The following is an 18070-nucleotide window of genomic DNA, read 5'->3' as shown; positions in this document are numbered from 1 at the left end:
GAAAAAACCAAGGAAAGTTTCAAGGATAAGGTACCTATTAAAAACGACCAATTTTAGCTAGAATAATACTAAAACTAGAGATAATGAAGGGATGTTAAGATGTGAAGTGTCCAAAATGTAATTCGACTAATCCAGCTGGCTCAAAATTTTGCCAAAGTTGTGGTGAGACCTTGCCAGATCCAATTGAGCAAATGCCAAGCTCTAAGCCAGAAAAGATCTGCCAAAATTGTGGGACTCCAAATGATATCAAAAATGATTTTTGTGACCAATGTGGTACCCCATTTGATGGCACGGCTCCAAAGCAAGCGCCAGCGCCAGAACCGACCTATTCGCGGACGCAAGGGCCTTATGCGGGTGTTCCCCAACATAAAAGCAATCTAGCCGGGATAATCATTGGTGTAGTTGCAGGGCTACTTGTTTTAAGTGTTGGTGGGTATTTTGCCTATAATACACTCAATAAACCAGCTAACGAACCGACTTCTGTAGCTAAAAGTAGTAGTAAGGATAAAAGTTCGACTGTAAAAGAGAGTAGTAGCGCTGCTTCTAGCAGTAGTGAAGCTCCAAGTTCAAAGTCCAACTTTGATGAAGCTAAAGTCAAAGAACTTGTAGCTAGTGATATCGGCGGGATCGCTGGTGATAAAACGGTCTACGTGGCACCGATGAACGAAGATGTGAGTTATCTTTTGAACAATCAGACCCAAAGTGCAGCTTCGGTGATCAAGCTCTTTATTTTAGCGGCAGCCTATGCCCAACAAAAGATCGGGACGATCAATTTAGACGATACGTATACCCTTTCCAATGCTGATAAAGTTGGCGGGACGGGTGTGATCCAAAACATGCCAGCCGGTAAGACCTTTACTTACCGTGAATTATTAACTTATATGATCGATGAAAGTGACAATACAGCGGCTAACATCATGATCGATGCTTTAGGTGGGATCGATAAAGTCAATGCACAGATCGAAAAGATGGGAGCCTATGATACTAAGTTACAACGTAAGATGATGGATACGAAGTCACTTGAGGCTGGCCGAGATAACATCACGTCGGCTGCTGATGTGGGTGAATTGTTGAAGAAAGTTTATAACCACAAATTGATCAGTAAGAGTGACAGTGCTGAATTCTTAGATATTTTAAACAAGAACCGTGATCATGATAAATTAGTTCGCGACCTACCAACTGGGGCTAAAGTCTACAATAAGACTGGTATCATGCAAAATTACGGGATCTTAAATGATGCAGCGATCATTGAAAATGAAAAAGGTGCCTTTGTTGTCGTTGTTTTGACCCAAAATGGTGATAACAATGAAGAACGATCTGCCATGAATAAATTAGGTTTGGACCTATACAATACCCTTTTACAATAAGCTTAGTGTGCCATGAGGTGATAACATGAAAAAGCATTTACGTGTTTTGGGCGTGCTTGTTTGCCTGTTACCCCTGATGACAGGGTGTTTGCCCCAAACTAAGGTCAAACAAGAATCTAGTAGCAGCCATAAAACTAGCCAAACAACTAAAAAGAAGACTAGTAGCAGTAGCTCTAGTTCTAGTGAAAGCCAAGTCAGTGAAACGTCAAGCAGTCGAGCCGCCGCTTCACATGCCCCAGTGACAAAGGGGGTGGCTGGGGAGCAACCAGCTACTGCATCAAGCCAAGCGCCGGCAGCGACCAGTTCTGTTGTTGGACAGACTATAACCGATGGGATGGATTTTTACTATCGTTTAGCAGTCCAAGCAGGAATATGTGATCCTAATGTTTCACTTGAGGATTTTTATCGTGAAGCAACTTGGGGTGATCAACAAGTTACTTATCAAGGACGGACAGTAACTGTTAAACGTATCCACGAGGGTGAGGGTGCGTATGAACAGGACGGTAAAACGGTGATCGATAAAGATATCTATGAGATCGTTTCGGTAAATTGAAAATAGTGCACAAAAAAATCGGGTGTGTCGTAGCTGTATGCTAAGAAACTACCCGATTTTTTGTGCATTTTTACGCACTGTTATAGTAGTCGTGCTCCGAATTGTAATGCCTAGCGCATGGTTATGAATAGTCAATAATGCTAAAAGAATAAGATATTTGCAAAAAAGTTGCTTACGGTGTATCCTAGTATGAAATATATACGGAGGTGTTTTTCATGGGCATGCATGAATATTTAAAGAGTTTGAGTGATCTTGAGATGATCAATCGGGCCCCAGGTTATTTCAAATTTGAAGAACACAATGTAGCGGCCCACTCATTTAAAGTGACGCAAGCTGCGCAAATGTTAGGTGATATCGAAGAGCAAGCGGGTAATGAGGTCGATTGGCGTTCACTGTATGAAAAGGCGCTTAATCACGATTACACAGAGCGTTTTATCGGGGATATCAAGACACCGGTCAAGTATGCGACCAATGAATTGCGGACGATGTTGGCTAAAGTTGATGAGTCGTTGACCGAAAACTTCATCCAAACTGAGATCCCCGTCGAATTTCGCGCAGCCTATGAGCGCAGATTTGCAGAAGGTAAAGACGATACTTTAGAAGGAAAGATCTTGTCAGTCGCAGATAAGATCGACTTGATGTATGAGTCCTTTGGTGAGATCCAAAAGGGTAATCCAGAACCAGTTTACATGGATATTTATCGTTCAAGTTTAAAGGCGATCATGAAGTTCAATGATATGGCAAGTGTGCAATATTTCTTGAAGATGATCTTGCCGGAATTATTGAAGGATAATGCGAACACCAATGCGCAAAATCATTTAGCGATCATGACGACCCAGATCATTCAACAATAGCCAAAAAGACGCTGTTTAGGTGTCTTTTTTTGTTAAAAACATTAAAGTATTAATTAAGGAAAATAAGTGTTATCCTATTTGTGGACAGGAGTGATCAAATTGACAGAACAACGAACTTTAGTGTTAGTTAAACCAGATGGCGTCGAAGGTCAACACATCGGCGATATCATTACCCGTATCGAACACAAAGGCTACCAGATCACAGCCTTGAAAGTGATCCAAGCGACTAAAGAGCAACTTGAAGCGCACTATGAAGATAAAGTCAATGCGCCATTTTTCCCAGAATTGGTCTCATATATGCAAGAAGGACCGATCGTTGGGATCATCGTGACCGGAACCAATGTCGTTCCTATCATTCATCGCATGGCAGGTGCAACCAACCCTGGCCAAGCTGATTGGGGCACAGTGCGTGGAGACTTTGGGCGTGAATGGCCCGACGGTAATTTGCGTAATGTGATCCATACTTCGGATAGTCCAAGTGAAGCTGAAAGAGAGATCAGCATTTGGTTCCCAGAAGAAAGTAGATAAATTTACCAAAGATCGACAAGTTGTCGGTCTTTTTAGCTAGAAAGAAGGAACATATATGGTAGTTTTAAATCAAGCCAAGCGCCTCGAACTCTTGGAAAAGCTAGTCGCGATCCCTTCAGTCAATGATCATGAGCAAGACGTAGCCCAATTTTTACATAAATATTTAGCCAAATATGGGATCAGTTCGCAGTTAGTTCAAGTAGCTCCAGATCGTGCTTGTTTAGTTGCCCAAATCGGGACTGGGACACCTTGTCTAGCACTTGCGGGACACTTAGATGTGGTTGCTGCCACAGCTAGTGCTTGGCAAAGTGATCCCTTTGTTTTGACCGAACGCAACGAAAAACTATATGGCCGTGGTGCTAGTGATATGAAAGCCGGGGTGGCAGCTTTGGTGATCACTTTGATCGAATTGGTCCATGCCAAGAAACTGCCAAAGGGACAAGTACGGCTGTTATTGACGGTCGGTGAAGAGATGGAGCAAGCCGGCTCGAAGTTACTTTACGAGCAAGGATATATGCAAGATGTCGATGCGTTACTGATCGCGGAGCCGACTGATCTAAAAGTAGCTTATGCTTATAAAGGATCGATGGATATAAGCGTCATCTCGCGGGGAAAGAGTGCGCATAGTTCGATGCCAGAACAGGGATATAATGCTTTAGAACCATTGATCGAATTTTTATATCAGACTAAAAAAGCTTTTCTAAAGGCAGCCAAACCAGATGAACTGTTAGGCAATGCGACCTTCAATGCGACTGTGTTGAAGGCTGGGAGCCAAGTCAACTCGTTGCCTGAGCGAGCCACCGCTGAGATCAATGTTAGAACGACTCCGACTGTGGATAATGAAAAAGTTCAAGCACTGATCGAGCTGTGGAAAAACAAACTAAATGACACGGGGCTAAGCTTACAACTACAACTTATCTAAATAAAGTGGCAGTCAAAAAAGATCCCGATTCATCTTTGGTGCACTTGGCCCAAGCTTTAGGCGAGAAATATTTGGGGCAGACGATCAAAAAGATCGCATTAGCCCCAGTGACGGATGCGTCCAACCTGACTTTGGACAAGCCAGCAACTTTTCCATTAGCGATCTTTGGTCCGGGGAACCAAAGTGTTCATCAAGTCGATGAATATGTGGATAAGTCACAGTATCTGGCATTTTGTGAGCTTTATCAGGCGCTGATCGTGCAGTATTTGGAGAAATAAATTATTGCAAAGGGGAGAAAAAGAGGATCTATTACAACCTGCAGTAGTTGTGTTGCTAACACTTGAATTTATTTTAATTGTGTTGATTTGCTTGTACTGGTGGAAGTTGTTGGAATTTAGTTGGTAAGTTTTTGAGAAATTGGCTAGTCAGGTAACGTGTTCTAACTGGTTCATAAAATTTTTTGAAGTCGATCAAGCACGTGCAGGAATGTTTTTATTTGGTGCCAGTATGAGTATTGGTAGTATGTTATTTATGATCATTTTCTTTTTTACAGAGTTTTTTTCAAATCAAAGTTTGCAGAAATTAAAATGGTATGTACTAGCGGGAAACATTTCGATAATTTTTTTGACACCATTATTGATGTTAAATCCATTGCTACTTGTATTCACGATAGTTGTTGCCTTAGGCGCATGGGCTCTGATTTATGTTAATGGTTAAGATAAGGATGTTGGCAAAGTCCATTATCTATTGCCTAAATCATTTACGATAACGTCGGATCAATACTGATGGGACGCTAAAAGAAGCTAATTTAAACGAACATGGGTATATTTTTGCAGCTGGGATCAAAATATCACACTTGATAGATAAATATTAGATTTGATAATCAAAAGCACTGGGACTAATGTTTCTTCGAGAAAAGTATTGTCACTTTTGTTGAGTGATGGGACTTTGTACGCCAAGTTTCACCAGGAATATTAAGCGGTAAATGAAGCTAAACTTGATAGTCAGTGGCAGGGGGAATGCACTCAGAAAGCATTTGTCAGATGCCGAGATCGAAGAAATGATCGCACCGTATATTAAAGAACGGCTTTGGGACAATGATCAAGCTACTCAAAATCTCCAGCAGGTCCAACAATATCAGACTAAGACAGCCGATTTTAGCAAGAGTCTATCGAAAGTAGCTAAAAATATCCAAGACGATGATACCAAAGCAAGTAAGGAATTGTTTAAAACTTGATCGGGTCTCCAGTAGACACCATATAAAAATGCCACTCAAGGATAGCAGCTATCCTGAGTGGCATTTTTGCGTTATTTAGTTGTTATTTGGTTTCTTTTTTACGATCAAAACCAACTAGCGTAAAGAGACTAGCTAAACCGAGCGCTAAGAGACCTAAGATCGAAGCTTGATGTTTTGCTTCACCTGTTTGTGGTAGGTCAGTAGTTGCTGGTGTAGCAGGCGTTTTGGCTTTATCTTGGAGTACAGGAGCAACTTGTTTGTTAGCTGCTGTAACGTGTTTTTTATCTGTGCCTGAACCGGTAGTGTTATCTTTACCAAAGCCAGTTCCAGTATTTTCTTTTTCTTGATCTTGGCTTGCAGCTTGATCTTTTTTAGTGTCTTGATCATTTTGGTCGTGTCGTTCCTGATCTTGTTTTTCTTGATCTTGTTGTTCCTGTTTTTCAGAGCTATCTGATTCTTTTTCAGGTTCGACCGTGTAGACATTCATCACAGCCGCTACATTGCCGTATTTATTGACTAAGCTGTAGAGGCCATCTGGATGGAACTCTTCTGGATCGAGCTCTTGGAAGCTTTGGGTCGCTGGATCAAAGAACAGAAGGGATGTTTCTGGATATTGTTCGACGAATGCATCGGCATGGTTGCGCTCAACATCTACGGCTGCTGGGACCTCTGATTTAGGTTGGTAGTAGACAAAGAACTTCCGGGTCGTGTGATTACCCGTCACGTCGAGCACATCAAGCGTATAGACGTGTTTTGTCTCACCATTTTCATCATTTAGGACAAAGCTTCTTTCAAAGCCGTAAGGAGCGTATGGATTGCCTCCGTGGTTGATACCTGAATGGTGGAATTCACGGAATTCGTTATCCCCGTTGAAGAAGAAACGGTAACCATCGAGATTATCGTGGGCAGATCCTTTGATCGTGAAGTTTGGTTCGTTAGTGTAAACGTAATAATTTTCACCGTCAAAATCGTAGTTAGCGACATTTTCAAATTCAAGTGTTGGTAAGACTGTATCTAAGATGACTTGAACTGTTCCACGTGTCTTTTGGCCATCTTTTGTGGTGTAGATATAGGCAAGTGGACGTTGTTCGGTCGGCTTGATGTTGAATTCAAAGCCAAAAGTCCCATCTTCGTTGAATGAAACGTGATTTTGTGGATCTTGTTCATCAGCGCTATTTCCCAACATGATCAATTGCACCACATCTGGGCTAACTTTACCAGTCACATGGAAGGTTTGTGCCTTAGGATCATATACGCCATCAGCGATTGCTTGAGCGCCGATCCAGTTGTAGTTGTTATCTTCAAGGTAGTCAAAACTGATCTCTGAGTTAGGTTCGCTTCGGGTCGTTAGGTCGCTCAAAGCATGTCCTGGTAGTACACCTGGCGCACCTAAAGTAGTTGGATCAGCCTTTTCTTGGACTAGATCAGTCTGTAATTCAGCAACATTAGCGAAGTTATACCGCTGTGGTTGGTTACTTGGACGTGCATCAACTCCGAGATAAGCTTTATCGGAAGCTGTAGTTTGGACCACATTAAAGGTCGGTCCCGCAACTTCGGTCCAGCCTAATAAGACAGTCCGGCGACTTGAATTTTTGACTTTGACTTCAAAAGTCGCTAAGCCATCTTTGACACTTGCTTCATAGACATCTCCGGTGAAGTAGTCACGGGCAAAGGCTTTGACTCCATTACCGGCTGTGACAGCGGCATAGACAAAGACGTGTTCTGGATCATTAGTTGTGACGGTATCTAAGTCGATCCCAAAGCTTTGTACAGTCGTGTGTGCTTTTTGCCAAGCAAAGGCAGCCTTTGGTGTTGCCGTATTTAGGGTCAATAAGACATCTTTACCAGCTTGATCAGCCGTGAAGACGACTTTTTCAACGTCAGCGTTGACATTTAAGCTGTAAGTTGAGTTAGCTTTTGGTTCAACTAACTGGCCATTGTAATAGAATGGTTGGGTCGTCCCACCAACTAGAGTATAGCTGTTAGTTTTAGCATCATAGAATTTGCTATCTTTATCAAAGCTTAGTCCGTCAACGGCATTCCAAACATTGACCGTTTGAGGGACTGTTGCTACACCGGCAACTTCGCTGGTAAAGAGACCTACATTGTCGGCAGTATCAGCGACCATGACGGTGACTTGGTTTTGTGCTGCGGTAAAGGCGGCTAATTCCTCTGGTCTCAATTCAAAGTTAGCAGTCCCACTTAGCTTCGCCTCGTCATTGAATTTTGAAGCACCTTCATTTAGTTTGTGGCCAAAGAGCTTACCATTGATCTGAACGACAGCATAGGAATAGTCAGTAAAGCCTGCTCCCGTATCGGAAAAATCAAAGCTCAAATGACCACTTGGTTTATCAGCAGCAGTGTCGAGCGTTAATTTATAGTTGCTAATCGTTGGAGCTGTTGTATCGATGATGATCGGGTAATCAGCTGTTTGGACTTTCTTTTGTCCATCATTGTAGAGCGTGGCAACAAAACGGTAAGTATATTGTCCATCGGAAGCTACTTCAAATTCACCAGTCTTGTCATTATAGACCATTCCGTCCCAATCAAAGGTGTTGGGATCATTTCGCATGGAGACCGATAAACTCACATCTTGGTTACGGTCGGATTGGTAAAATGATTTATCTAAGCCTTTTTCATCGGCAACGACCCGGACAACTTTACCATTTTGATCCAAAACAACGACTTTTAAGTCTTGCAAGTTTTGTTTGACAAAGGCAACTGGTTTTAAGAGATCGCTCTTATTATCATTATTTGGTGAGAAGGCCACTTTACCATCTTGATAGAGCTTAGCCACTTGTTGCCAGTTGTAATCACCGTCTAAGTTGACTAATTTCTTCAATGATTCTTCATCAGCGATCCCACGTGGGTAATTGTGGTCGTTGACAAAGTAATTACCACCGTAAACATTTGTGGCATCATTAGCTTTTTTATCTAAAACTTCTTCACTAGTCATATCCCCAAAGTAGCCGAGGAAAGGTACGACTAGGGTGTTTTGCCCATTGTCGCCGGTAAAACGGAGCCAGCCTTCGACTAATTGATCTGGTGTAACACCATCTAGAGCTAAAGTATAAGGAACGGTCACTGTTTGGCTAGCTTTGACAACGACTTTGCTAGCGCCATTTACGCGCGCCCCAGTCAATTGTTCTTCGTAATAGTAACCAGTAAAGTCGTCACGTTTTTCGGTGAAACCACCACCAAGGTCATCGAAAGTATAAGTTTGATCGACGTTACTCAAGTTGGTAAAGGTCAAGTTGAATTGTGTGTTTGTCCCGATCTGGCGTAAAGAAAGTGAACTCGTTCCATCATCAGCCGTGATATAAACAGGTGAAGCAACGGCAGCACCAACGTTGATCTGGCCGGCACCTTGACGTCGTGGTGAGACCACTACACCTGACATTGCATCCAATAATGGTTGTGAGGTGTTCATCAATAAGGCTTTAGTTGCTTGGACAAGTTCAGCATTTTTGAGTGAGGTTTCCTTTTGTAATTTTTGCATCACTAAGGTAGCTGAGCCTGCAGCAAACGGCCCCGCCATCGAAGTCCCACTCATTGTCTTATAGCCATCGTCATTTCCCGTTGAAACGATCTGGACCCCAGGAGCGGAGATATCTGGTTTCAAAGTGAAGTCTTGCATTGGACCCCAAGAAGAAAAGTCAGCCATGTTAGCATCAGCACCTTGCCCAGAGTTTGCGGCGGCAACTGTCAAAGCATTGCGCGAAGCCCCAGGATTAGCGACTGTGCTACTTGAAAATGGTTCAAAAGATCCGTTTGCTCCACCTGGTGAGTAGTGGGCATCTGGAGCTTTGATACTGCCCGCATGTCCGTTGTTTGAGGCCGAGATCGAAACAAAGACACCGTGGTCGATCGCATATTGGACCGCTTTTTGTTCGACATCATTTAGATCTGAGGCAGCGACCCCTTGGCCTAGTGACATTTGGATGACGTTAGCGCCTAAATTGACAGCATCATAAATAGCTTGGGCGATATCATCAGTATTTTCATCGGCAAATTGACCGTTAAAGACCCGTAAAGCTAAAATTTGGCTTTCAGGTGCGACCCCAACGGCATATTTTTCATCCCCATTTGGACGACCGTCAGCTCCGATGATCCCAGCTACGTGTTGTCCGTGTTGGGAAGCGCCGGGGCCATCATCTTTGATCCAGTCATTGCTTTTTGAAGCATAGTTATAGACGAACGGGAATTTTTCAGACGCATAACTACCATAGCCGAGCTCGTTGATCTTAGCTTGGGTATCGGCTTGTGAAAGTTTAGGGTCTGTTGGTGCTTGTTGAAAATCTTTATGCGTTGTGTCAGCACCAGAGTCGATCACTGCTACGACCATCCCTTGGCCGCGGTAGCCTTGATCCCAAGCGCCCTCTACATTCCCCTTTTCATGGTCAGCTTGAGTCGTTGGAGCTGGTGTTTCACTGTCCGGTGTTTGTGTGGCCTCAGTTGTGGTGGCCTCAGTGGCTGGTGTCTGCAAGCTTTGTTGTGTTTCAGGCTGCGTTTGGGTCGTTTGTTGTTCATTTTCAGCCGTGGTAGTTACTTCTGTTGTAACTGCTTCGTCGGCTAAGACGCTTGGTGCTCCTAAGAATAAGAGAGCCCCAGAAGCGGTAATGATCGCAGCACTCACCCATCTTTTCTTAGCTTTATATAATTTATAACGGCGCTTTTCTTCATAATTGTGTCCCATGCAAGTCACTTCCTTTTTTAGATTAAGCTAAATATAGCATAAATCCTTAATAAAATATAGATATTTTTAATATAAAATTATATTTTATGTAATGTAATGTTAATAATTTTAGATGTTTATAACGGATTATGGTAGTAAATGATCGTAATTTTGGGAACTAAAATGTTAAAATGTTAGCTAGATAAAGCAATTAAGTGAACTAGGGGGGAAATCATGGAAGATAAGGATCTAATTATCGAAACCACGCTGTTAGCGGGGAAGATCATGATCGAAAATGGAGCTGACATGGCACGGATCGATGATACTTTGAAACGGATCGCTAAGAATTCAGGTGTAACGGAACCCGATATCTTTGAGACAACGACGGGGATCATGATGTCGATCAAGGGAGCCAATGCACAAGTCATTGCGATCGAAAAGCGCCGGATCGATCTGGAACGGATCTCGCGGGTCAATGATATCTCCCGAGCTTATCAAGCTAAGACCAAAACTTTAAGGGAAGTCCATGATCATCTGATGACGCTTGATCAGACGACCCCTGATTTTAGGTTACGGTGGTTAGTGTTAGCGGCGGGGATCGTGGGTGCGACCTTAGAGATCATGTATAACGGTTCATGGCAAGATTTTTTGCCGACCTTTGTGATCAGTGCTTTAGGCTATTATCTGTTCTATGTGGTCAATACGCGTTTTAAAGTTAAATTTGCGAGTGAATTTGTGGCTGCTTTAGCGATCGGGGCCTTGGCAGTCTTGAGTGTCAAATACGGCTTGGCTAAAAATTATAGTATCGTGATCATCGGAAGCGTCATGCCGTTAGTTCCGGGGGTCCCGTTGACCAATGCGGTACGTGATCTCTTGGCGGGGCATATTCTAAGTGGGATCGCCCGGGCAACGGAAGCCTTGTTGACCGCTGTTGCGATCGGAATGGGCATCGCTTGTGTTTTACGCTTCTTTTAGAAAGGAAAATTAAGATGGATCTAACAACGATCGTGATTCACGTCATTTTCAGTTATCTGGCTACGGTTGGCTTTGCGGTCACCTTGAATATTCCACGTTCAGCTTTGAACGTCTGTGGCCTGATCGGAGTCTTAGGCTGGATGACATATAAATTCTTATACCTTGCTCACACTGGGATGGTCTTAGCTAATCTAGTTGCGGCGGTCGTGATCGGTATTTGTTCGGTGATCGCAGCCCGGATCAAGCAAAAGCCGATGATCTTGTTCAACGTCCCGAGTTTAGTGCCATTAGTTCCCGGGGGCCAGGCTTATCGTGCAGTCTATTATTTTGCTTTTAAAAATGATGAATTGGCCTTACGCTTTTTAGTGGAAGCAGGGATGATCGCTGGGGCTTTAGCGATGGGCTTTTTCTTGGCCGAATTGTTGGCACAAGTTTATTTCAAATTCAGTGAACAAAAAAGAGCCTAGATCCAGGCTCTTTTTGTTAAGTAGTATAATTTTGGAGCATCTTTTTGATCTCTTGTTCCATTTTAGCTTTGAAATCAGCTGGGCTTAAGACTTTGACGCGTTTACCTTGACTTAAAAGCCACATCATTGCACCTTGATCGATAGTTTCAGCTTCGATCACAACGGAATCGGCTAATTTTTTAATGACTTTAGAGTTAGGGAAACGATCTAAGGCTGCTTCGACGGTCCCAGAGAATTCAAAGGTGATCGTGATCAGCTCGCCTGGGGTCATGTATTGGATATTTTGGCGTAATTTCCCATCTTCATAGCGTAAATTTTGTGAGTGTCCCGCTTTTTTCTCGAGTGGGGTGTAGTCGATGATCCGATCTAGGCGAAAGAAAAGGTTTTTTTCGGCATCTTGGCTGTATGAAATAACGTAAAAGTAATAATCTGAAAAAATGATCGCTTTGGGCAGAATAGTGTGTGTTACTTGTTTTTTATCTTGTCTAGTATATACAATGTTTAAGAGCCGATGTTTAACGATATAATTGGAAAATTCCCACAATATCTGAAGTAGTGCTTTGGTATGTTGGAGTTCGACGTAATTACTCTGTTCATTTTTGATGATCCAGTTCAATTCTTTTTGTTCAGCTGGTGTCAGGTTATCGTTTAGAGCTCCTAAAAGATGATCGGTCTCTTTTTTCGTAAAAGCACGGCTGGCAAGGAGGATCTTACATAATGCCAGGGTCTCAGCTTTGCCCAATGTATTATTTTGCCCCGCTAAGTGAAAACCCTTAGTACTGTGACTGTATTTTAGTTCGGCATCTGGGCGGTATTCTTCTAAGAAGAGCCGGATATCCGCTAAGTCACGCTGGATCGTACGGGGATCGACTTCATATTTTTGGGCAAATTCTTCTTTGGTGATCGAGGCCCCAGTGAGCAATTTGTGATAGATATCTAGTAAGCGAGTTGCGCTAGATGACATAAAAACACCTTCTTTTTTAAAATGACAATATATGTCTATGTAACCCTAGATAATAGAAGATGTCAAATGAAAACTGCCTTGTGATCTGCAAGGAAAAATAAAGTGAGGATAACAAAATGACAGATTAAGTAGATAAAGAATTATTAAATGAATTTTATCAGGAGTTAGCCGACTTGATCAGGTTGGAGAATGCGTACAAGCTCCACGAAACTTATCGGGGACTATCATACACGTTTCCGATGCGCCTCTACGATCCTAAAAAAGTAGCGCAAAAGATCGTGGCCGAGTACAACGGCGAAAATGCAAGTGAGTTAGCGCGGCGCTACGGTTATTCGATGCGGTGGGTGTTAGAAGTTTTGCGCAAGGAACGCGAAAGAAAACACAAAGATTGAAATAAAATCAAAACCTAAGTATAGTGGCAGTAAAGACAATTAGGAAGGTGAGAGCATGCCAGTTTTATTACCACTAGAGTAGGGTGTTAATTTTAGAGATCTGGGTGGCTATCGGACTAAAGATGGACAGCAGATAAAGGCAAATAAGGTGATCCGCGCCGCTTCTTTAGGCAATTTATCGCCTAAAGACATTGATTTTTTAGCGGAGTATGGTTTGCGTCATGATGTTGATTTTCGTTCATCGGAAGAACAAGAAAATGCACCGGATAAAGTTCCAACGGGTGCGACTTACCATTTTGCACCGGTATTTCCAGAAGATGAGACCAAGAGTACTGCCAAAGATCAGCGAGCAAAGCAATTTTTCACCGATCCGCAAGCAGGTTTCAACAATATGTTACGGGCTTACCATGATATCGTGTTGACCGACAGTGCGAAGAAGGCGTACCGGCATTTCTTTGATGTCTTGTTGGAAAATAGTGATGAAGGTCGTTCGGTGCTGTTCCATTGTTCCGCGGGTAAAGATCGTACCGGGATGGGTGCGATCTATCTTTTGACGGCATTAGGGGTCGATGAAGCAACGATCAAACGTGATTATTTAGCTTCAAACAAGTATTTAGCCCCTTGGCAAGAAAAGCAATTAGCCAAGCGTCAATTACCAAAGACAGGTCAAGAGATCTATTTGACTAATCTTCGTGCGTTGGGTTCAGTCAATGAGACATATTTAGAGACTGCGATGAACGTGATGCAGCGCGAATATGGTTCGTTAGAAAATTATTTGCACAACGAATTAGCCTTGACCAAGTTGCAGGTAGCAGACCTAAAGAAGATATATTTAGATAGAGTGTGAGCAAAAGTGTTTAGTGCCGTATGGGTAATACTAAAAAAGATAGCCTGGTTGGGGCTATCTTTTTTAGCTAGATCAGATTCAATTGGGTCGGCGGTGGTGGTCCGAGGCCCTCAAAGTCGATCCCTAACAGCTCTTTTAAAGCCAGGGCGTTAGGGACTGCATCGCCCGCGGAATTATTGTTGAAGATGATGCAGATCTCTTTGACATCGTTTTGCAGGCCGGTAAGAGTTTGTTTGAACTGTTCAAGTTCAGCGTGATCGTAGCGATAAAGAGTTCGTTCCTTACGCCAATTGGGACCTTTTTTGAGCCAACCTTGTTGGTTACGGCCGTGTAAACGCCAAAACATCAAGTCGGGCGTCGTTACCACCGGATAAAATGGCACAGAAGCCTCAGTTTGATGTGGTTCATCAGCTGCCGTTAAAGTAAAGCGCTCTTGGCGACAAAACGCAACTAATGACGGGAGTGTCTTAGGCTGATACCAAGCTTGATTGCGAAATTCTAAGCATAACGGTAGCTCGGGCAACCAGGCTCTGATCTGGCGCAGATAGTTGATGCTTTTTTTCGTGGGGATAAAGTACGGTGGAAATTGAAATAAGACCGTCTTCAATTGACCAGTCGCTACCAATGGAGCTACCGCAAGTTTGAAGTTGACAAAAGTTTCTGTCAATTCGGTCAAATTAGCTTTTTTATCGACATGGCCTGTCATCGACCGGTGAGCTTTAACGACGAATTGAAAGGTTGGTGGGACTTGCGTTTGCCAATTTTTGACGGTACTTATACGGGGGATCCCATAAAAGAAGGTATCGACTTCAACAACAGGAAAATTTGCCGCATACTCTGCCAATGTAACAGGGCGGTCTTCAGTGATCAGAGCTTTATGTTCGCTCCAAGTAGTAGCACCGATCGTGATCATAAGCAAAATCCTTTCGACTGGGTAAAAGTAAAACTGTAACTAGATCAAGATCCCATTTAGATGATCGATCTCATGTTGGATGATCTGGGCGATGAAACCTTGAAATTCCTGTTTTTGCTTGGTAAAGGTCCGATCAAAGTATTGGACTGTGATCAGGTCATAGCGCGTTGTCTCTGTTGTCGTTGTAAGTGAAAGACAGCCTTCTGTTGTTTGATAGGGCCGCGCTTTTTTGATGATCTTAGGATTTAACATCGGAAAAGCTGGGGGCCCCATCTGACAGACGATGATCTGTTTGTTTTCACCGATCATATTGGCTGCCATACCTACGCAACGTGCTTGATTAGCTTGTAACGTATCGAACAAGTCAGCAACGACCTGATCGTCTTTGGGCGTAGCTGGAACAGCTTTTTGACTTAAAAATTTAGGGTCGTGATTGATTTCACGGATCATAATAACACCTCTTGATAATAAGATAGCAGTGTGCCCAGCTCTGGACATACTGCTATTTTTGATATATTTTAACACCGATAGCTGCGATCAGAAAAGCAAGACTACCTAGAATAAATGGGCCTAAAACATTGACGTCATATAAAAGCCCAGCGACAAAGGCTCCGATGATCCGGCCAAATGATTGGGAAGCTTGATAAAAGCCAAGGACAGTCCCTTGGGTCGCTGGTGTAGCTTGTTTGGTGATCAGATCTTGGACCATTGGCACACTGATAGCATAAAAGCCGTAGAAAATTAGATTTAAAGCAAAAAAGCTGCTCAAACCAGGAGCTAAGCAGACCGCCCCCATAAAGAAAGCACAGATGAACAAAATATAAGTCGTGCTTTTATTGAGGTCAGTTTGTTTGACCAAATACATTCCTAACGTCATCGTAGCTATAAGTGAAATCAGCCCGACTGCCCCTTTAAAGCTACCATTATAGCTCGTTGCCAGATCAAAGACGTCTTTTAAGTAATAATTGAAGCTTTGATCAAAGGAAGTATAGCCTAAGAAGGTCAGAGCTGAAACGCCTAATAAGATCCAAAGTGCCCGTGAGAGCTGAGTATCTTTAGTTGAAAAGCTACTAAAAAAGTTCAAACTGCGGACTGCTTCTTTGAGATCTGGGGCTTTTTGGGCGGTAAGATCTGGACCTAAGAGTAGATAAAAGGCGACACCTGTGAAAAAGAGTTGCCCGATCTGGAGCGCAAAGGCCCAATAAAGATCGTATGTCCCAAGCATCCCGCCGACAAAGTAACCCAGAGCACCAAAGACGGTTTGGACCGCTGCGTTTAAGGTCAAGTTGGCACCTCGTTCTTTAGCGGTGGAGGTATTGGCGATATAATTCAAAGCCCCAACAAAAAAGGCTCCACAGGCAAAGCCCGCCAATAAGCGCCCCCATAAGATGATCGCTGGGGTATGTCCGATCGCAAAGAGAACTTGGGCTAATGAGTAACCTAAGCAGCCCCAAGTCATCAAGACTTTAGATTGAAAACTCTCAGCTAATTTTCCAAAGAAAGGTGAGCCAAGAAACATCCCCAAAGACATCACGGAAAAAGCATAGCCAAACATGGCACTATCGAGTCCGAGTAGCTTGAAATAAGCTGGGGTGATCGGATGAGCGTAGTTAGCAGCAAGATTAAATGAAGCGATAAGTGCTAAAAAGGTTTTCTTTTGTTTCATGCTTAACTACGCTTGTTGCGACGAAACCAGCTAAAGAAGCCCCGCTTTTTAGGTTTCTTTTCTTCAGTACTGATCGCATTAGTCGTCTTATAGCTGACACCTTGGGTCGGATATAAGATATGTTGGGCTTGGCTATTTTCGGGTAATTGACGTTGAACTTCAGCCGCTGCGATCTTGATGGCATCAGGATCGGTCTCTTGCAGAGCTAACAGATCGTTTAACTGTTTCGTGGCGGAAAGAGTCAATTTTTGTTGATGATCGATCAGTTGGTGTAATTCTGCGATCTGGCGGTCTTTTTCGCGTAACTGTTCATTGATCAATTCGAGTTGGTGTTGTAATTGATCAAGGTGTTTAGCTTCAGTCGCAAGGGTAGTTTTTTTGCTAGTACTTGGTAAAAGTAATTCGCGCCTTGCTTGTTTTAAGGTATCTTTGCTGTAAAGTTTAGAGCGTCCATTTATTTCAACTGGTTGGATCTGATTGACTTTTAAAAAGCGGTAGATCGTTGACCGACTGACACCGACATTATCGGCAAGCTCTTGAGTCGTATAAAGTTTTTCGGCCAATAGGGCTCATTCCTTTCGTTAAGAGGTATAGTTATAAACATTTTAACACACTCACTGTAAGTTGTTACATAACTTTAGTGATAAGAAATATCCCCCCACTTGATGATAAGTAGGGGGATAAAGGTATTAGGCTTGTAAGTCTTCGATCTCAGGGACCTTGAAGTTCTTGCGCTCTAAGCTTGCGACGATCCGTTCCAATTTTTCATGTGAAACATCGGATGGCAAGGTAAATAATGTACGGCGGACTAATTCACCTTGTTGCACATCAAGTGTGATACAGCTTGCGATCGAAGTGTATTTAGTGATGATCTTAGCCATATCGACTAGATCACCGCGTTCACCTGAGGAGACAACGGTCAAAACATAGCTACCGACATTGAAATTCCAAGATTGGGTCAACATATCCAACAAACGCGTATGTGTCAAGATACCATAGAAGAAATTATTTTCATCTAAAACCGTAATATATGGAAGATCTTTGATCGAGAAAAATACATTAAAGAAGGCTGAATCGATCGGGATAAACTTGTTAGCATTCTTTAACAAATGGGTCACGGGTAGGCTCATATCACCTCCACGAGATTTGTGACGGTAGATATGCATCTTATAGATATTTCCCCGGAAGATCTTGCCAGTTTCATCCAAGATCGGTACACAACGGTAACCGGGATCTTCGAGCACTGTTAGGGCTTCTTCCAGTGTGATATCTTCTTTAACTGTAACGAGATCTTTTTTAGGCTTGATCAATGTTTTCAGTAGCATAAATATCTCCTCGGCTTTCATTTTGTTTTCATAATATCCTAATACATAATAACATAAAAAACAAATAATGGAAGCTAAAAATTGAATAAATGTGCAAAATTTTGCAAAATGTTCTATTTCAAGTAAAAAGGCCGGTCAAGACCAGCCTTAAAAAAATCAAACTTGTTTTACTTTCACGACGAGATCGACAAAGTCTTTTTTAGGATGGAACTTATCATGCACGATAAAGGTGCTGCTGACAACTTCCCATTGCGTTTGTTCATCGCCGACCATGATAAAGTCCCCTTTGTGGGGAATAAATGGTAACTCGGTAACGATCTGTCCTGACCCTTCATTGATCGGGACATCTGCGTTGATCTGTGTTTTAAACATTTTAACTCACACC

The 18070-nt window shown here is 42.8% G+C and carries 17 protein-coding genes and 2 pseudogenes; 11 read left to right on the top strand and 8 right to left on the bottom strand.

The window, feature by feature from the left end; genetic code table 11:
- The first annotated feature begins 101 nt into the window (after nt 1–101).
- The 7 genes from FC30_RS01910 to FC30_RS09715 all read left to right on the top strand — a co-directional run bounded on the left by FC30_RS01910 (nt 102) and on the right by FC30_RS09715 (nt 5461).
- Complete coding sequence (locus tag FC30_RS01910; RefSeq protein ID WP_010689805.1) at nt 102–1367, top strand: serine hydrolase; 1266 nt, start codon at nt 102–104, stop codon at nt 1365–1367.
- Between the two features lie 25 nt (nt 1368–1392).
- The gene (locus FC30_RS01905; RefSeq protein WP_010689804.1) at nt 1393–1920 is read left to right on the top strand and encodes a hypothetical protein; all 528 of its coding nucleotides are present in this window, start codon (nt 1393–1395) and stop codon (nt 1918–1920) included.
- A 215-nt stretch (nt 1921–2135) separates the two neighbouring features.
- Nucleotides 2136–2774 (top strand): YfbR-like 5'-deoxynucleotidase, encoded by a 639-nt coding sequence (locus FC30_RS01900; RefSeq protein WP_010689803.1) that lies wholly within the window; start codon nt 2136–2138, stop codon nt 2772–2774.
- Nucleotides 2775–2873: 99 nt separating this feature from the next.
- Entirely contained in the window at nt 2874–3302 is a 429-nt protein-coding gene (gene ndk / locus FC30_RS01895) for a nucleoside-diphosphate kinase (protein WP_033193035.1), read from the top strand.
- A 55-nt stretch (nt 3303–3357) separates the two neighbouring features.
- The gene (locus tag FC30_RS01890; protein WP_235804162.1) at nt 3358–4224 is read left to right on the top strand and encodes an ArgE/DapE family deacylase; all 867 of its coding nucleotides are present in this window, start codon (nt 3358–3360) and stop codon (nt 4222–4224) included.
- 5 nt (nt 4225–4229) lie between these two features.
- On the top strand, nt 4230–4502 hold the full coding sequence (locus tag FC30_RS09720; protein WP_225361426.1) for a M20/M25/M40 family metallo-hydrolase: 273 nt from the start codon (nt 4230–4232) through the stop codon (nt 4500–4502).
- Between the two features lie 707 nt (nt 4503–5209).
- Nucleotides 5210–5461, top strand: coding sequence for a hypothetical protein (locus tag FC30_RS09715; protein WP_225361425.1), 252 nt, complete (start codon nt 5210–5212; stop codon nt 5459–5461).
- Between the two features lie 82 nt (nt 5462–5543).
- Here the strand turns inward: FC30_RS09715 and FC30_RS01875 are convergent, their stop codons facing one another.
- Nucleotides 5544–10157 (bottom strand): S8 family serine peptidase, encoded by a 4614-nt coding sequence (locus FC30_RS01875; protein WP_010689797.1) that lies wholly within the window; start codon nt 10155–10157, stop codon nt 5544–5546.
- A gap of 213 nt (nt 10158–10370) precedes the next feature.
- Between FC30_RS01875 and FC30_RS01870 the strand changes: the two genes are divergently transcribed.
- Nucleotides 10371–11111 carry a threonine/serine exporter family protein gene (locus tag FC30_RS01870; RefSeq protein WP_010689794.1) on the top strand — a complete coding sequence of 247 codons (741 nt, stop codon included), beginning with the start codon at nt 10371–10373 and terminating at the stop codon, nt 11109–11111.
- Nucleotides 11112–11125: 14 nt separating this feature from the next.
- The gene (locus tag FC30_RS01865; protein WP_010689792.1) at nt 11126–11578 is read left to right on the top strand and encodes a threonine/serine exporter family protein; all 453 of its coding nucleotides are present in this window, start codon (nt 11126–11128) and stop codon (nt 11576–11578) included.
- A gap of 16 nt (nt 11579–11594) precedes the next feature.
- Here FC30_RS01865 and FC30_RS01860 read toward each other — a convergent pair whose 3' ends face one another.
- Nucleotides 11595–12542: a helix-turn-helix transcriptional regulator gene (locus FC30_RS01860; RefSeq protein WP_010689787.1), complete on the bottom strand. Its 948-nt coding sequence runs from the start codon at nt 12540–12542 to the stop codon at nt 11595–11597.
- 164 nt (nt 12543–12706) lie between these two features.
- Between FC30_RS01860 and FC30_RS01855 the strand changes: the two are divergent.
- Nucleotides 12707–12934: pseudogene (locus FC30_RS01855) on the top strand (Mor transcription activator family protein); the annotation flags it as partial.
- An 82-nt stretch (nt 12935–13016) separates the two neighbouring features.
- Nucleotides 13017–13781: pseudogene (locus tag FC30_RS01850) on the top strand (tyrosine-protein phosphatase); the annotation flags it as partial.
- A gap of 67 nt (nt 13782–13848) precedes the next feature.
- On the opposite strand, the gene FC30_RS01845 reads toward FC30_RS01850, so the two are convergent.
- From FC30_RS01845 to FC30_RS01820, 6 genes are all read right to left on the bottom strand, one after another.
- Nucleotides 13849–14694 (bottom strand): DUF72 domain-containing protein, encoded by an 846-nt coding sequence (locus tag FC30_RS01845; RefSeq protein WP_010689781.1) that lies wholly within the window; start codon nt 14692–14694, stop codon nt 13849–13851.
- A 39-nt stretch (nt 14695–14733) separates the two neighbouring features.
- Nucleotides 14734–15144 carry a peptide deformylase gene (locus FC30_RS01840; protein WP_010689779.1) on the bottom strand — a complete coding sequence of 137 codons (411 nt, stop codon included), beginning with the start codon at nt 15142–15144 and terminating at the stop codon, nt 14734–14736.
- A 52-nt stretch (nt 15145–15196) separates the two neighbouring features.
- On the bottom strand, nt 15197–16360 hold the full coding sequence (locus tag FC30_RS01835) for an MFS transporter (RefSeq protein ID WP_010689777.1): 1164 nt from the start codon (nt 16358–16360) through the stop codon (nt 15197–15199).
- Between the two features lie 2 nt (nt 16361–16362).
- Nucleotides 16363–16923, bottom strand: coding sequence for a DUF536 domain-containing protein (locus FC30_RS01830; RefSeq protein ID WP_010689775.1), 561 nt, complete (start codon nt 16921–16923; stop codon nt 16363–16365).
- Nucleotides 16924–17049: 126 nt separating this feature from the next.
- Nucleotides 17050–17685, bottom strand: coding sequence for a cyclic di-AMP binding protein CbpA (gene cbpA, locus FC30_RS01825; RefSeq protein WP_010689774.1), 636 nt, complete (start codon nt 17683–17685; stop codon nt 17050–17052).
- A gap of 156 nt (nt 17686–17841) precedes the next feature.
- The gene (locus FC30_RS01820; protein ID WP_010689773.1) at nt 17842–18057 is read right to left on the bottom strand and encodes a hypothetical protein; all 216 of its coding nucleotides are present in this window, start codon (nt 18055–18057) and stop codon (nt 17842–17844) included.
- Nucleotides 18058–18070: the final 13 nt, after the last annotated feature.

The sequence above is a fragment of the Ligilactobacillus animalis KCTC 3501 = DSM 20602 genome (assembly GCF_001434535.1).
GTDB classification, from domain to species: domain Bacteria; phylum Bacillota; class Bacilli; order Lactobacillales; family Lactobacillaceae; genus Ligilactobacillus; species Ligilactobacillus animalis.
The sequence above is the reverse complement of the archived record's forward strand: the minus strand, read 5'-3'. Positions and strand labels throughout refer to the sequence as shown.

What these genes read in the sequence shown, in the direction of transcription:
- FC30_RS01865 (WP_010689792.1), top strand. Translation starts at nt 11,126, where the DNA reads ATGGATCTAACAACGATCGTGATTCACGTCATTTTCAGTTATCTGGCT.
- FC30_RS01900 (WP_010689803.1), top strand. Translation starts at nt 2,136, where the DNA reads ATGGGCATGCATGAATATTTAAAGAGTTTGAGTGATCTTGAGATGATC.
- FC30_RS01870 (WP_010689794.1), top strand. Translation starts at nt 10,371, where the DNA reads ATGGAAGATAAGGATCTAATTATCGAAACCACGCTGTTAGCGGGGAAG.
- FC30_RS09715 (WP_225361425.1), top strand. Translation starts at nt 5,210, where the DNA reads ATGAAGCTAAACTTGATAGTCAGTGGCAGGGGGAATGCACTCAGAAAG.
- cbpA (WP_010689774.1), bottom strand. Translation starts at nt 17,685, where the DNA reads ATGCTACTGAAAACATTGATCAAGCCTAAAAAAGATCTCGTTACAGTT.
- FC30_RS01905 (WP_010689804.1), top strand. Translation starts at nt 1,393, where the DNA reads ATGAAAAAGCATTTACGTGTTTTGGGCGTGCTTGTTTGCCTGTTACCC.
- FC30_RS01835 (WP_010689777.1), bottom strand. Translation starts at nt 16,360, where the DNA reads ATGAAACAAAAGAAAACCTTTTTAGCACTTATCGCTTCATTTAATCTT.
- FC30_RS01840 (WP_010689779.1), bottom strand. Translation starts at nt 15,144, where the DNA reads ATGATCCGTGAAATCAATCACGACCCTAAATTTTTAAGTCAAAAAGCT.
- FC30_RS01820 (WP_010689773.1), bottom strand. Translation starts at nt 18,057, where the DNA reads ATGTTTAAAACACAGATCAACGCAGATGTCCCGATCAATGAAGGGTCA.
- FC30_RS01875 (WP_010689797.1), bottom strand. Translation starts at nt 10,157, where the DNA reads ATGGGACACAATTATGAAGAAAAGCGCCGTTATAAATTATATAAAGCT.
- FC30_RS01890 (WP_235804162.1), top strand. Translation starts at nt 3,358, where the DNA reads ATGGTAGTTTTAAATCAAGCCAAGCGCCTCGAACTCTTGGAAAAGCTA.
- FC30_RS01860 (WP_010689787.1), bottom strand. Translation starts at nt 12,542, where the DNA reads ATGTCATCTAGCGCAACTCGCTTACTAGATATCTATCACAAATTGCTC.
- FC30_RS01845 (WP_010689781.1), bottom strand. Translation starts at nt 14,694, where the DNA reads ATGATCACGATCGGTGCTACTACTTGGAGCGAACATAAAGCTCTGATC.